Origin of the sequence: Shewanella glacialimarina (assembly GCF_020511155.1) — a bacterium.
GTDB lineage: Bacteria > Pseudomonadota > Gammaproteobacteria > Enterobacterales > Shewanellaceae > Shewanella > Shewanella glacialimarina.
Genome location: NZ_CP041216.1, coordinates 3,642,399 through 3,658,319 on the forward strand (window position 1 = coordinate 3,642,399; position 15,921 = coordinate 3,658,319).

The 15,921-nt window shown below is 40.2% G+C and carries 11 protein-coding genes; 3 read left to right on the plus strand and 8 right to left on the minus strand.

Annotated elements, in window-relative coordinates:
- Window positions 1-298 precede the first annotated feature (298 nt).
- Entirely contained in the window at window positions 299-3,193 is a 2,895-nt protein-coding gene (locus FJ709_RS15935) for a hypothetical protein (protein WP_226410999.1), read from the plus strand.
- 147 nt (window positions 3,194-3,340) lie between these two features.
- On the opposite strand, the gene FJ709_RS15940 is transcribed toward FJ709_RS15935, so the two are convergent.
- From FJ709_RS15940 to FJ709_RS15955, 4 genes are all read right to left on the minus strand, one after another.
- Window positions 3,341-3,679 (minus strand): hypothetical protein, encoded by a 339-nt coding sequence (locus FJ709_RS15940; RefSeq protein WP_226411001.1) that lies wholly within the window; start codon window positions 3,677-3,679, stop codon window positions 3,341-3,343.
- A gap of 106 nt (window positions 3,680-3,785) precedes the next feature.
- Window positions 3,786-4,994 carry a dicarboxylate/amino acid:cation symporter gene (locus tag FJ709_RS15945; protein WP_226411003.1) on the minus strand — a complete coding sequence of 403 codons (1,209 nt, stop codon included), beginning with the start codon at window positions 4,992-4,994 and terminating at the stop codon, window positions 3,786-3,788.
- A gap of 105 nt (window positions 4,995-5,099) precedes the next feature.
- Window positions 5,100-6,056, minus strand: a complete 957-nt coding sequence (locus tag FJ709_RS15950) for a LysR family transcriptional regulator (protein WP_226411004.1) — start codon at window positions 6,054-6,056, stop codon at window positions 5,100-5,102.
- Between the two features lie 176 nt (window positions 6,057-6,232).
- Window positions 6,233-8,065 (minus strand): DUF885 domain-containing protein, encoded by a 1,833-nt coding sequence (locus tag FJ709_RS15955; protein ID WP_226411006.1) that lies wholly within the window; start codon window positions 8,063-8,065, stop codon window positions 6,233-6,235.
- 422 nt (window positions 8,066-8,487) lie between these two features.
- Here FJ709_RS15955 and FJ709_RS15960 point away from each other — a divergent pair, with 422 nt between their 5' ends.
- Complete coding sequence (locus FJ709_RS15960) at window positions 8,488-9,081, plus strand: hypothetical protein (protein ID WP_226411008.1); 594 nt, start codon at window positions 8,488-8,490, stop codon at window positions 9,079-9,081.
- Between the two features lie 212 nt (window positions 9,082-9,293).
- The gene (locus FJ709_RS15965) at window positions 9,294-11,363 is read left to right on the plus strand and encodes a M13 family metallopeptidase (RefSeq protein WP_226411010.1); all 2,070 of its coding nucleotides are present in this window, start codon (window positions 9,294-9,296) and stop codon (window positions 11,361-11,363) included.
- A 155-nt stretch (window positions 11,364-11,518) separates the two neighbouring features.
- Here the strand turns inward: FJ709_RS15965 and acuI are convergent, their stop codons facing one another.
- The 4 genes from acuI to FJ709_RS15985 form a co-directional block, all read right to left on the minus strand.
- Complete coding sequence (acuI, locus tag FJ709_RS15970; RefSeq protein WP_226411012.1) at window positions 11,519-12,514, minus strand: acrylyl-CoA reductase (NADPH); 996 nt, start codon at window positions 12,512-12,514, stop codon at window positions 11,519-11,521.
- Between the two features lie 117 nt (window positions 12,515-12,631).
- Window positions 12,632-13,261: an acrylate utilization transcriptional regulator AcuR gene (gene acuR / locus FJ709_RS15975; protein WP_226411014.1), complete on the minus strand. Its 630-nt coding sequence runs from the start codon at window positions 13,259-13,261 to the stop codon at window positions 12,632-12,634.
- Window positions 13,262-13,462: 201 nt separating this feature from the next.
- Entirely contained in the window at window positions 13,463-14,122 is a 660-nt protein-coding gene (locus FJ709_RS15980; RefSeq protein ID WP_226411016.1) for a nitroreductase family protein, read from the minus strand.
- Between the two features lie 168 nt (window positions 14,123-14,290).
- Window positions 14,291-15,874: a methyl-accepting chemotaxis protein gene (locus FJ709_RS15985; RefSeq protein ID WP_226411018.1), complete on the minus strand. Its 1,584-nt coding sequence runs from the start codon at window positions 15,872-15,874 to the stop codon at window positions 14,291-14,293.
- Window positions 15,875-15,921 lie beyond the last annotated feature (47 nt).

The following is a 15,921-nucleotide window of genomic DNA, read 5'->3' on the forward strand; positions in this document are numbered from 1 at the left end:
AGGTTATCTTGTGCGCTGCGAAAGAAGTGTGTATGCGCTCATTTTGCCTCAAGCATTTGGAAAAAGTGTCTACATAGAAATGTCACGGAATATATTAATACAGTAATTCATTGTAATTAAATAATTTATACTTATTTTTCTTTTCCTTATGTGCAAAACACACTTCTGAAAACACTATTGCTGGCATCTTTGTTATCGACAAATAAAATAGCAACATATGTTAACGAATATAACGATAAATATAATAACAATAAAAAAACTATCATTATCGATTGAAGATTTGCAAGGATGAAGACCCATGAACGAAGCTAGTCAACCTAGCCAACAGAACCCCCTGATCGAAGAAATTAAAAATCGCGTTTTAGAAGTAGACGCACTTCGTCATGGGACACAACACCCTGAAAATATCGAATTACCACTCGATTATATTGAAGCCTTAGATGAAGTAACTTCAATCGATCGTGAGGAAATTGAAGATATCGCTCGCGATGTCATCGCTAAGCATAAAAATATCACCCGTGTGCAGCCTCAAAAAAGACAGAAAAATAAACAGCGTGATCTTAATCAATGGTTAATTAACATTTCTTTATTACTCATCATCAGCGTCACAGTGAAAGTGGTGTTTTTAAATGATGGCAGCCCGAAAGATCCTAGTGAAAAAACCTTCGCCACCACAATAGCTTCTACTGATTTTAGTGCCTTACAACAAGAGGCGACAAACACCTTTAGTAGCATGATTGATTACGCGCAAGCATTACTCCCTAGTGCAGAAGACTTACCTGATATCCCTTTCAGTATTGAAGATATCGACTTGGCTGCAATTGAAGAGTCAGCATCACAAACATTTTCTTCTATTTTACAATCAGCAAAGGATTTATTACCCCAAGAAGATATTCAAACAGCAAATAACGATCAAGTCGTACAAGCTGAAGATGAAATAATTATTGCAGAGCAAAACCTTAATGAAGCGGCCCCTGTTTCAGAAACAAGAGCTTCAGAAACAAAAGAATCAGAAAAACCAGAAAACCTTGTCGCTAACAATAGTATTGATGCGGCATCTGATACAAAATCAGACTCAAATTCAACATCTATAACGTCAAGTAAAGCCACTCTTGCTATAGCACAAGCCGCTATAGCTGAAGCTGCTATTAAAAAGGAACAGGACGTAGCGCTAGCGGCGTTAAAAGTGACTAATAAAGTCATTGAAAATGCTATGACCAAGGGAACAACTGTTGAAGAAGAGCTAGAAAAAGCGGCTTTATCGAATATCGACAGCATCAATGCTAGTACTAATACTGGCGCTGTTACACAAATAACAACAGCCATAGAAGACGTTACTAATGCGCCGTTCACTGCGGAAATAGCCAGTGTCATAGCAACCGAAAAACCAGTGATACAACAGCCTATTATAGAACAATCTATTGAAGAAAAGCCTCCTGTAGATAATTCTGTTGCCAAAAGTATTACCGCTAACGGCAATAACACTGAAGTTGACGTTATTGCTAATATTACAGACACATCAGACAAAGCAGATGAAGCACTCGCTTTAGCCTCAAAAGTTGAAAGTGGTGATAAAGTAGAAACTATAAGCAAAGAGCAGAAAGTAGCGACTAATACTGTAGAAGCGACCGATGCAACGGAAATAGCACAGAACGACATCAGTATTGATGCTACAAATGTCGAAGCTGAAGATATAGAGACATTAGCAACTGAAGCCATGGCAACTATGCCTATCGTAATGGCTGACACAAGGCTAATGAAAGCATTAGATCAGGCTTTTACTCAACTTAGCAACATTAAGGCACCACCTCGGCCTGAACTCGCCATCAAAGCAACAAACATTGAAGCGATTACTGATTCTAAAGCTGCTGATGCTGATGCTGAAAGTCTTGATATCGCCGATACAAATAGTGTCGCCACTGGCAAAGTTAATATTGCAGCAGCTAACATCTCTACCATAGATGAGCAGACAACTGTTGCTGACGAGCAGACAGCTACCGAACCTGAAAAAGCAACAACACAGTCAGAAGTAGCTAATAGTATATTACCGAGTGAGACCCAATTAATCACCCAAGAGACTTTAGCGCTTATTGAGCAACCTAAAGACATAAAAGCAATAGATACTAAGGCTATAGATTCTAAGGCTTTAGATTCTAAGGAAATAGATACTCAAGTAATGAATGACTCACAAGTGACCTCAGCGGTGCCAGTTGAGCTTGTCGCAGAAGCAAAATCCCCTGAGCCAACAAACGTTGTTTCCGATAAAAAACAGCTCGTTGAAGAATCTCAAACAAACCTTGCTCTAACATCCGTTAATCCAAGCCCTGCGGTATCAACTTTGAACGAAAAACCTATATCGACAGAGCCAGAGGTTACTCAACTAGCCCTAGCAGACGCAGATATAGAATCAGTCGATGACAATGCTACAACTGAAATAGCCCAAAACACACCATCAAATAAGGCATCAAAAGTGTTACGGGTAACATTAGGTGCTGATGAAGCGATAGAAGAAGTGACACAAAAATTAATTGCAGCTCAACAAGCGCCTTCAAATATAAATGCGATAACCCAGCAAGCAGTTACGCAGATAGCCCAACCTAAGGCAAATAACGCCGAAATGGCGGCCCTAACGGCACAATCTAAATCAGTGGTATCTGAGCAAGCCGCATCAAAAACTGATGAGATAGCGGTACAGACGGTATCAACTGCTACTAAAGCACCTATAACTAAAGCACCTATAACAGTAGCACCTGAGATAAATACAGATGCTAGGTTTGTGGCAACTAAGCAGGACGCACAAAGTAACTATAATGGCCTCAATCTTAAGCTACAGTTAAACTCTATTGTTGATTTAAGCCAGCTGGCTAAAATGTCGGTATCACAGTTTTATAGTTACAAATCAAGACTACCAAAACCATCAGATAACATTGACTTACCTATTAATGACCTTAAAGCACATCCGTTAATAAGGGATATTTATCTATCAGAGCAAAGTGATGTTGTTGTAAAACTGGCGAAATATTATGGCGAAGATTCACAGCTTATTTTTACCCCAAGCATTACTAATGATGGTGGATTAATTAACTGGAAGTGTAATGCCAATATAGACCCATCACTACTTGTTGGCCCTGGCGAATCACCTTGTAGTTTAACCAAAAGTGCCGCTGCACCCGCGTCGAATACCAAGCTTTAAACGACAAGTATGTTTAAACATAAAAAGCATAAGCTCGCGCTTATGCTTTTTAGTTTATGCGGTAACGTTAGGCTGCATTATTGGTATTTTAAAAGACCAAAACACTCGCTTCTCGGTACATTGCTGCTCACTAAGGCAAGTAACCTGCTAATGATTCTCCATATTTTCACATTGATATCCTTGACGCATAGAATCAAAACGGCAACGAAGTCCACACTGCCAAGGTGCATTGTCAAATTTTTCCGATTGATGCAAAGCATAGTCTTTACACATTTGATAATCAGCAAAGCCATCTTCCATTTGATATTTAGCAGATTGGTAACCATTTTTATAGATAAAAGCGGTCCAAGTTTCAGGGCTTGTTTGCTGATGGCTTTGGTTAATACTCACCACAGCCACTGAAGCTGCAATAAATAATATAACAACCACAATAATGGCAGGCCAATGATTGTCAGACTTTACCTTGCTAGATCCCGCGCTTTTCACATCAATATCCTTAACGCCGCCAATACAGCACTCAGCCGTGTAATACTGGCCTGTGTATGTGTGGCGATAGGTTCGGCAATATTAGATTTTATACTCATGCAACCTATTATGCTTTCGTTTGGTAATGCTTACCGTTAAGTCGCTCAATAATTTGGGTTGCCGTTAAATCATGTACCACATTAATCACCGTCGACGCGGCATCGGTAATCGCCCCAAGCACCACTAAAATAGGGATAACTTCAAGTGGTAGACCTAAAGTAGTCACAATAAAAATTTCACCTAAAAATGCTCCACCAGGTACGCCACCAATAATAAATGCCGACAAAACAGCAATCAAAACGGTAATCATAAAGACATCGGCACTGAAATCTAAGCCCAACAATGAATAAATAAACACTATCTTTAATGCGGTGATCATAGCTGCACCGCCTTTATTTAAATTAACTAATAAAGGCAAACTAATTTCAGCTATCTGCTCATTCAAACCCATCTTATTTGCACTGCGAATTGTCACAGGCAAGGTCGCTAACGATGAACTGGTACCTAACGCAGTGACTGCGGGTTCTAACATGTTCTGCCAAAAGCGCTTTATGCCTTCAACACCGCCACCCAGCCATGCATAAAACGTAGAGCCCACGGTTAAATAGAAAGCTGTCGCAATAAAAAACAGTCCAACAGCACGTGCAAATGTGCCCATTAATGCTGCATCTTGGCTTGCCATCGTTGCCGCAAAGTACGCCCCTAACCCTATCGGGGCGGCGTACATAATGATCGCAATAATCTTCATGATGACCGTATTAAGGTTATCTAGTAAGTCAGCCACTTTACGGCCATCCTCGCCTGACTGCCCTATGGCAATACCACTGATAACCGACATAATGATGAGCGCCAATATATTGGATTTAGACAACAAGCCAACAAAGTCATTGGTTGTTAATAGGCTGACAAAGTCCATACTGCCGCCAGTATTATCTACTGTTTCAGCTAATGCTAATGTCACCCCTTGTGCGGGATCAAATGCAGAGGCAAGTAGAATGATACCGATTGCGGGGATCATCGCCATCACAATGGAAACAGCCATAATAGAAATCAGAATTGCGCCTAACTTTTTTAAATCCGTCATGCGCGCAATAGAAGACATCACACTTACCGCCACCAGCGGCACTATGATCATAAATAGTAAATTAAGAAAAATTTGCCCAATAGGTTTTAATTTCAGTGCAAAATCAGGCAGCCATAACCCTAGTGCGCCACCCATCATCAAAGCGGTTAATAATATTATTGAAGATTGATAAGCACGAAACGTGTTCCACATATTGTTTCCAAGTGAGTGATTATAATCAACTCAAGTTAAGTAAAATTTAACCCATGCACAATGCTAAATGCCCTATGCAAAATACACACTAACCCCCTGATTTTATCAATTGCCTTTATACATTTTCTGATAATTAGGCATATATTCGAGCCAAAATGGCGGCGTACCTATATGCTCTTGTACGGCCTTAATAAACTCACTAATTAGCATAGTCGGTTTACGATGTGGATATATAGCATAAATGCCAGTATCTACTGTAGATAAGCCATATTCTGTAAGAAGTGGCACCAATTTAGATTCAATTATTGGTTTATCTAAATTAAATAAATCAATCATCGCATACCCTAATCCATCAGTGACGGCATTGATTAATGAACGTACATCGCTGACATGATAATTTCCTTGCATCGTATACACCTTATAGCTATCACTATCAGGCGGCGTACTAAGTAACAGTTGATCCAAGCACACATTACCATTGTTATAAATAACCGCAGGCAAGCGAATTAAAGCCTCTGGTGTTGCTGGTTGTCCGTGCTCTGCAATAAAAGCTTCTGAGGCCACAATGGCAAAGTGCGTTTTAGCGATTTTTTTAGCAACCAGATTAGAATCGGTTAACTTACCTAACCGAAATGCCACATCGAAGTGTTCAGAAATAATATCGGCTCGTTTGTCATCTAAGGACAAAGTCACTTTTACGTTTGGATATTGCTTCATAAATTGACTGATCACCGGTTGCAGATATTGCTGACCAAAGTTGATCGACGAGGTAATACGAATATTGCCCCTAGGTTCAGATTGATAGGAGTCGGCAATATTTTGAATTTGAGTTAATGTCTCCATGAGTACCTGAGCTTGTTCAAGTATATCTTCCCCTGCCGATGTTAATGAAAATGACCGAGTTGAGCGATTAAGTAACTGTACCCCTAAGTCCGCTTCCAGCTTTTTGATTTGCTTAGACAGTAACGAATTGTCCATATCATGAAGGGATGCGGCCTTACTAAACGAGCCTTGCTGCACTACATCTAAAAATAACCCAAGCCTTTTAGTTAATGAAGCCATTTAACCGCCTACAATAATAAGTGGGTGAGATTAAGGGATGAAAAAATCTACCATCACGCAAATAAAAACATAAAAAAACCAGTTGTTATTCAACTGGTTTTTAACACGCTAATCAAGTCACTATTATGATAATTATCGTTAATTGATTATTCTAGCTAAGCTATCGCTAAATTCACCTACTTAGTTTCCGCTAGCTTGGCGGCAATATAAGTGTCAATGACTCGCTCAAGTAAATCCAGTGGCATAGCGCCATTCTTTAACACTGCATCATGAAACTCACGTAGGTCAAATTTATCCCCTAAGCTGTCTTTCGACTTTTGACGCAGTTCGAGAATTTTCATCATACCCACTTTGTAAGACGTCGCCTGCCCCGGCATGACAATATAGCGCTCAATTTCAGACACCACATCGCGTTCGGCGCGGCCGGTATTATTAGCCATATATTCAATAGCCTGCTCACGGGTCCACTTTTTAGCGTGTAATCCGGTATCGACAACTAGCCTTACCGCTCGCAGTAACTCATCGGTTAAACGGCCAATATTATCCGCAGGTGTTTTTTGAAAACCTTGCTCATAGGCTAAACGTTCAGCATACAGTGCCCAACCTTCAATATAGGCGGTAAAAGGAGCAAAGCGGCGAATAAGCGGCATACCTTCTAGTTCCATCGCTATCGCTACTTGAAAATGATGCCCCGGGATACCTTCATGGTAAGCCAAAGTTCTCATACCGTATTTAGGTGTCGTTTTGACATCATACAAGTTAGCGAAGAAGCGTCCTGGGCGAGATCCATCTAAAGATGGACCTTGATAATACGCACCTGGTGCTGTTTTCTCTTTAAATTCAGGAATACGCACTACTTCCATACCCGCTTTAGGACGAATGTTAAATGTATCGCCTAGCCCCTGGTCAATTTCATCTAAAATGGTTTGATAGTCTTTTAGAATTTGCGCACGGCCTTCATCTGAGTCTTCATAATAAAACTCAGGTCGGGCAGAAAACTCATTCATTGCGGCCAAATAGCCATTGGAAACATCAACGCCTTCGCCTTCAAAAATAGTCATCATTTCGAGATGAATGCGCGCCACTTCAGACAAACCTAAGTCATGGATATAGTCAGCGCTGTAGTCTGTTGTGGTAAAAAATCGCAATGCCAAATTATAGGCTTTATCTCCATCCGGTAAGCGCCAGTAACCATCATCAGTGCCCGCTTTAGTTTTTAAGTCATCAAAGTAATCAATAAACAAGCCATAGGCTGGGTAAACTGAATCACGAATAGCAACATCAGTTTGCGTTAGAATAGTTTGTTTGTCTTGTTCGCTAAACGCCTCAGCTTTATCCATTTTAGTTTGTAATGAGGTATACAAAATATTCTCTGTCGCAGGCGTTGCAACAAAACCACGCATCTCATCTAACACGCGGTCAATCACAAATCTGGGTGGAATAATCCCCATTTGTTCACGTTTTTTAAGGCCAATTAAATACTGGCCAAATTTACGATTAACTTCGCCTAATCGCGATAAGTAATTTTGCGCATCTTCTAGGGTATTAACTTGATGAGTCGACTCCATAAAACTGGGGAAACCACTTTGAATACCAAACATCTGGTTAGCTGGGTAATTATGATATTGATACTGTTCAAACTCATCCAACATATCCAGTAAATATAAAGCCACTTGTTTAGATATCTGTTGATTCTCATCTAAATCAGCATCTTGGTATCGCATCAATCCTTTACGAAATTCGGCTAACTCATCAAACATGGCTTGATCTTTAGCAGGGTCGACATTATCTAAATGAGCGTTATGACCTGTTATACCAACGGATTCGAGAAAGCCTAAGGAGGTTAATGTTTCAGGGTTTTCAAAGGCCATTTTAACCATTGCACGGTCTAAATAAGCTCTAAACAAAAACGGTTTTTCTGCATACCATTCATGTGCAGCAAATCCTCCGCCCAATGTCGCCAGACCTAAAGTCCCTACACCAATCCATTTTAATGACTTTTTAATCATATCCCTGCCTTTTGAAATATCACATACAAATATTGTTATGGTTATCATCACAACTATGATGAGCACCAAATGTTAACGGTAAGTTAACACGCAATAAGTTAGCTTGCTGGATTTTATGCAATTTATGTCATTTAAAAAGTAACAGAGTGTTATATCGCTATAATTGACTCAACCGACTATCAATAACAAACCAACAAGACTCAAAACAATCTAAAACCAACTCGATAACGCAAATAGCAAAAATAACGTAACTGAATATTCAAAATTGAAAAACATAAACTATTATCGATTTTATATTTCCACAACAAGGGACTTCACGTAGTATTTGCCTAATAGCCAAAGTTACTTGATTGCATACTGAATAGCATTAGCAACAAACAAAGCAAATACCCAAACTGAGTAACCAAAAGTAGCGACTAAAGATGAAGAAACAAAATGAATATCAACATTCACAAGCTGATGTAGAAGCTGAAACGCTTTCACTCGAGAGCTTGCTTGCATCTGTAGAACAAACTGAAAACCTTGCCAACGCCGCATTAAACCCAACCCATGAAGAAATTCAAAAAGCCAATGATCGCCGCGACTATATTGTTTATCTCACTATTAAAGGAGTCAATGTTACTTCTATGGAGATAATTGCAAATATTGCGAGGAAGTTTGATTGTGATCCCAACCAAATTATTGAAGATATACATTCTTTAACTGACAAAGACATCTGGAAAAAACATAAAAAACGTTTGAAAGACAGAGTTAATGGTCAAATTAATCGCAGGTCAGCGCTCACCGTTGCTAGAAAAAACGATATTTCAAATAAAATGCTACAGTCATTCTCTTTTAATGCTGAAACATTACTTAACCTATCAAGTCAGTTTGAATGCCGTCCGGTACATATTGTCGATGATATTCGCCACTTCAAAAAGTTTTCTACTCAAAAACAGTTTTTTATTGACCAGCGAAGTAAAGCACCGATGATCCGTGCCCTGACGCGTTTTGCGCGTTTTAATATTCAATATTAATTTATCAATGGTAAGTTAATAATATATTGCCACCCTTGTGCCCCTCATTTTCCCTCTTGCAAGTATTCTTAAGCTCAAATTAATAGACAAGGTCTACATTATAAACTTTGCTAACAATTGATAAGTTGACATTTTGGGTCAGTCTTAGAAAATCAAGCAGAATTTATAACGACAATTCTATGATAAAAAGCCCAGAAAGGAAGACGATAACAATGAGAAAATCCTTAATTGCCATCGCATTAGCAGGTACATTTTTAACTGCATGTGGCACATCAGACCCTAAGCAAACTAACAGCGCTATTGTAAAAGCCACACCTGCAGCAAAGGCAGAGTTAGGTGAATTTGGTATTGATTTAACCGCCCGTAACGAAGCGATTAAGCCAGGCGATGACTTTTTTATGTATGCCAGTGGCACTTGGTATGACAACTTCGAAATGCCTGCAGATAAAACCCGCTATGGCGCATTCAGCCTATTGGCAGAACGCAGTGAAGATCAGGTTAAAGCGATTATCGATGACATTACCAGTCGACAAAATTTAACCCCTGAAGAGCAATTAATTGCCAATTTTTACAATGCTTACATGGATACAGACACCATCAATAAACTTGGCGTATCACCTATCCAGGCAACGCTTGATCAAATTAATGCCATTAAAAACACTGATGATTTAACAAAAGTGTTTGGTAATGCTTGGCTTAGCGATGCTGACTCACCTATATCTGGCGGCATGTGGTTTAATAGACTTGACCCTGATCAATATGAATTCACTATTGGCGCAAGCGGTTTAGGACTTCCCGACCGCTCATATTATTTAGAAGACACTGAACGCTTTAGTCACATTCGCAGTGCTTATGTGAGTCATATTGCTGAAATGCTTGCATTTGCAGGTATCAAAGATGGCCAGGCCCGTGCTGAAGCTATTTTGGCGCTTGAAATCCAAATTGCACAAGGTCAGTGGCCACGTGAAAAACGTCGCGATCGTGATCTGACACTTAATCAAATCAAACGTGCTGATTTAGCAAAAGAGTATCCAGACTTTAATTGGGATCTTTTCTTTGAACAGACGGGTTACAGTATTCCACAACTAAATGTGGCTCAGCCAGAGCCCATTAAGGCTATGATTGTATTAATCAATCAGCAGCCAATTAATGTGTGGCAGGATTATTTAACCTACCATACCCTAAGCAATAACGCAGGTTTGCTAGCTGAAGAGGTGTTTAACGCTAACTTTGCTTTTTATGGCAAAGAGCTAGATGGCCAAGAAGAGCCTCGTCCACGCTGGAAACGTGCCGTTGATGAAATGTCAGCCACTGAATCACTGGGGTTCGCTATTGGTAAAGTGTATGTTGAACGGTATTTCCCTGAATCATCAAAAGCAAAGATGGCCGATTTAGTTGAAAACCTTCGTACAGCGCTAGGGCAACGTATTGATGGTTTAGATTGGATGAGTGGCGACACAAAAGTCAATGCCCACGCTAAACTGGCGGCATTTAAGCCTAAAATTGGCTATCCGGATGTATGGCAAACATTTGATGGTTTAACCCTTTCAAACCAAGATTTAGTAGGTAATATCCATAAACTACGTCAATATTTTCATGCTGACAGCGTAGCGACCGAACTTGAAAAAACAGACCGCAATCGTTGGGGTATGACACCGCAATATGTTAATGCTTACTACAACAGTTCATTTAATGAAATTGTGTTCCCTGCCGCTATTTTACAACCGCCATTTTTTGACCCTAATGCAGACCCAGCAGTTAACTATGGCAGTATTGGTGCGGTGATAGGTCATGAGATGGGCCACGGGTTTGATGACCAAGGCTCTAAATCAGATGCCAATGGTATTCAACGTAACTGGTGGACAGATTCTGATCGCGCTGCATTTGAAGCAAAAGCTGATCAACTCGCCGCACAATACAGTCTATACGAGCCAATTACGGGTCATTTTGTCAATGGTCGCAATAGCCTAGGTGAAAACATTGGCGATGTAGGTGGCTTGGCAATGGCTTACCACGCTTACCAGTTAAGCTTAAATGGTAAAGAGGCGCCGGTTATTAATGGCGTCACGGGCGATCAACGTTTCTTCCTTGCATGGGCACAAGTGTGGAAAGAAAAGCGTACCGAACAAAGCATGTTAAGCCAACTGAAAGCTGGCACCCATGCACCGGGCCATTACCGTGCATTAGCGCCTCGTAACCACGATGCTTGGTACAAAGCGTTTGATGTTAAACCTGGCGACAAGCTATATTTACCTGAAGATCAACGCGTACGTATTTGGTAGTGGATATGGGTATAGGTTGGCATAGTTTCGTGCCCGCTTGTTAAAGTATTCAACTAATCAGTAGCAACATAATTAAAATGCCAGTCAGCGAGTTGACTGGCATTTTTTTATATACATCAATAACAGCTTCTAAGGTAGAAATTAAACTTTAGATGTTATCCATTGACGTCAACCACAATTCTACCTCTGATTTTACCCGCCATTAAATCTTCGGCTGCTTGTATTACTCCGTTCAGATTTATCTCTGTTGAAATATTATCAAACATAGCCTGTTCACTTGGATTAGCGAAAATCTCACCTAAACGCTGCCAGGCTTCTTCTCTATCACTAATAGGGCGCATAACACTGTCAATACCAGCCAATGTCACCCCCCGTAGAATAAATGGCATAACGGTTGCGGGCAGATCCATACCTTGAGCTAAACCACAGGCAGCAACTGTGCCACCATATTTAATGCTCGCGCAAATATTGGCCAGAGTGTGACTACCAACAGAATCAACCGCTCCCGCCCAACGCTCTTTGGCTAAGGGACGCCCTGGTTCAGAGAGTAATTGACGATCAATAACCTCTTTAGCCCCTAAGCCTTTTAGATAATCAACTTGATCAGCACGCCCTGTGGACGCAACTACCTGGTAACCTAGCTTGGCTAAAATAGCGATGGCAAAACTGCCGACGCCGCCATTAGCGCCGCTAACTAATATTTCACCTTTATCAGGAGTCACACCATTTTTTTCTAATGCTATGACACATAACATGGCGGTATATCCCGCTGTGCCAATGGCCATTGTTTGGCGAGCAGAAAACGCTTTAGGCAGCTTAATAAGCCAGTCACTTTTTAATCGCGCTTTTTGGGCAAGTCCACCACAATGTACTTCACCCACACCAAAACCATTTAATAACACGGTATCGCCGACGACAAACTTATTACTATCAGATTGTTCCACTACGCCGACTAAATCAATCCCTGGCACCATAGGAAACTGTCTTACAACTGGGCCTTTACCCGTAATCGCTAAACCATCTTTGTAGTTCAATGTGCTGTATTGGACGTTAACCGTAACATCACCTTCTGGTAAAACTGACTCATCAATATCTTTTACTGCTGCGCGATAACCTTGCTCGTCTTCCTCAATTAACATGCCACGAAACATAAAACCTCCAATTAGACCGATCGTCTATTTAAATGTAAAAAATTTATAAAACCAATTCATGCTTCTATTAATACTACCTATTTACGGCTCATGACAAGCAAGTCTAGATAAGTGTATTTAATGGAAACTTTTCATAAAAAAATCATAATAATCTTGTAAGGGTTGTGTATTTTGGACTAGCTTGGCTCGGCTGACTGCACCTTCCCAACCGACCCAAAAAATTTCAGCTAACTTGTCGCAATTAATAGACTGACTAATCTCATTATTAACTTGTGCGAGGGCAAAACACAGGGACAATCGCTGCTGCCAACTTGCAAAAACAGTAATCAATTGCCGACGATAGCTCTCTGGTAGTAAATCGACTTCTTGACCTAAATTGCCAATCAAACACCCACGCTTAAAATGGTACTTTTCCATACCAAGCTTAGCTTTATCAACAAATAAACTGAGCCGGTGGAGTGCGGGTAAAGACTCATCGGACAAACACTTATCTAACTGATACATAAAATAGGCGGCGTAGTTTTCAATCACAATTTGGCCGAAAACTTCTTTGCTGGAAAAATAGTGATAGAACGACCCCTTGGGCACGCCCACTCTTTTTAAAATAAGATCAATACCCGAACCAGCAAAACCGGTTTCAGTTAATTGCTCTAGGCCGCTGCGGATTAATGCCGCTTTAGTATCTTGGTTGTCACGGTTGGCTTTTGGAGGGCGACCACGACGAGGCTTTACTGTTTCTATGTTCATCACCAATAATAGACCGATCGTCTCATTAAATACCAGACATAAATATTCTGAATGTGATTAGCAATACAATTCCTCGCTTAAGGTCAACAATTTGATAGCAGATTTAATGACTCAACACCACTCACCAACTTAGCGCATCTGACCCACCACAATAAAACACGGACTAAATAAGCTTTTTTAGTCCGTGTCAGGTTATGCTAATTACAATACGGTAAAGATATCTTTTATCGGTAAACGTGATTTAGGCAGACCATGATTATAATCCTCGCCCTCTTTGTGATATCCAATGGCTAATGCCACCTCAACCACATAACCGTTTAATTCTTGCTTAAACTCTTCACCAATAAGCTCAGAGTCAACACCCTCCATAGGAGTTGAATCTATCCCTAAACGCCCTAATACATGCAGAGTATTGCCTAAGGCAATATAGGTTTGAGCCTTAGTCCATTCGCCATTAAAGCCAGCGTCATTAGTATTAGCTTCAGCAAAGGCAAAGGCACCATTAAGCATATTGTCATACATGTCTGCCGGCAAATGACCTGAGGACACTTCAACATCAACAACCTTGCGGTAATCATCTTTGGTATAAGCAGGATTATGTGCAAATAGAATAATATGTGAAGCTTCAGTTGCATGCGGCTGATTGAATTGATACTTGTTTGCAAAAGTATTATGCAAACGCTGCTTTGCCGCATCACTTTCAATAATAATGAACTTCCAAGGCTGCGAGTTAATTGAAGACGCGGATAAACGCATAGCTTGTTGTAGCACTGCAATATTTTCAGCAGAGATACGTTTATTTGAATCGTATTTTTTTACGGTATAACGACGTTCTAAATCTTGAATAATTGGGTGAGACATGGATGATTTCCTCATAGTGCTAGGTCAATGAGGAGAATAATAAAGGATTTAACACTGGTTTTTTAGTACCGTTAAATCCAATATTAATGGACAATTTATACCTTAATAAAATGTCCATATCACTTGAAAACTAGTACGAAATCGCATCTGAAATTGGAATGTAGTGCCTTATTTGTCACCTAAAGTATTTACAGCAAAGCGCCTGATAATTGAACGAACTGCTGTAACGGAATCATGTAAATCATGACTCATTTGTAAAGATGTTTCCGATGACTCCTTGGTCGCTTCTGAAGCATCAGCTATTTCAATAATTTGCTGATTAATATGCTCCGCTACCGCACTTTGCTCCTCAACTGCTGCAGACATATCCATTGATAATTGAGTAATTAGCTCAACAGAATCACTGGTAGAAATCAGCTTTAACCTTGTTTTTTCAACAATTTCAACGCCTTGGGCAGCGGCTTGTTCACCTTTACCTGAAACTTCAAGTGCATTTTCAGCTCGTTGAGAAAGTATTTTTACAATATCGTGAATTTTATCTGTAGATTCACGGGTTTTTGAAGCTAATGCGCGTACTTCATCAGCTACTACACTGAACCCTCGGCCTTGTTCTCCAGCTCTAGCCGCTTCAATCGCTGCGTTTAAGGCAAGTAAATTAGTTTGATCAGCAATATTAGAAATTAAGCTCGCGGCTTGGCTAATTTCATTAGTTGAATCAACAAGCTCTTTAACCGTTTTAGCAATGTCTGTAACGGATATATTTAAATTATCTATCGATGCTTTAGCGGAGTTGGCTAACTCAGCACCTTCTTGAACCGTGACCTGAGCTTGTTTTGCACTTGATGCATTGCGCTCGACATTCCCCGCAACTTCTTGAATTGCGGTAGACATTTGAGTAATTGCCGAAGCAATTTGTTGAGTTGAATGACTTTGTAACGCCACGGCTTTTGCGGTGGTTTTAGCCTGCGCTTGTGTTTTATCTGCAATAACATCTAAAGAACGAGCCGAATCTTCAATTCGAGTGAGTGCGGTTCTACAACGGGCGATTTCAGAACCTAACGCAAGCTTTGCTCTTGCCTTTCCCCCTATGTCATCAAAAAAAGTCATCGCTACGAGTAAGTCGTTAAATGAATCTGGACTTAAGGTATAAAGTTCACGCCAATCGGACTCATTACGATAATAAGTCCAAATACACGATATCAGCATAGTCACTAGAATTAAAATACATTCAATCCCACCTCCCATTACAGCCGCAACAACACTCAATAGCATTAATGGTAACCAAACAGATGTTAAAGACTTAATCAGTTGAAACGCATTGGCAATAATCTTTCTGGGAGGTAAATTATTTCTTAATCTGGCATACATGGTCTCTGCGCGTGCAATTTCAGATGGAAGAGCGCTCACTCTGACTGATTCATACCCAACGACTTTATTGTTCTCGAACACAGGTGTTACAAACGCACTGACCCAATAATGATCACCATTCTTACGTCTATTTTTTACCAGCCCCATCCACACTTTCCCACTAGAAATGCAGGACCACATTTCTTTAAACACCGCACTAGGCATATCGGGGTGTCGAATAAGATTATGCGGTTTTCCAATCAACTCTTCACGTGTAAAACCGCTTACTTCAACAAATTCATCATTACAATAGGTAATATGGCCTCGGGCATCTGTACCAGAAATCAATCTAAAATGAGGCTTAAAAACGTGCAGTTTTTGTGTTACAGGTTGATTGTCACGCATATTACATCCTTGATGTTTAGCCTAAAATACACTCTATGTCAGTAAAA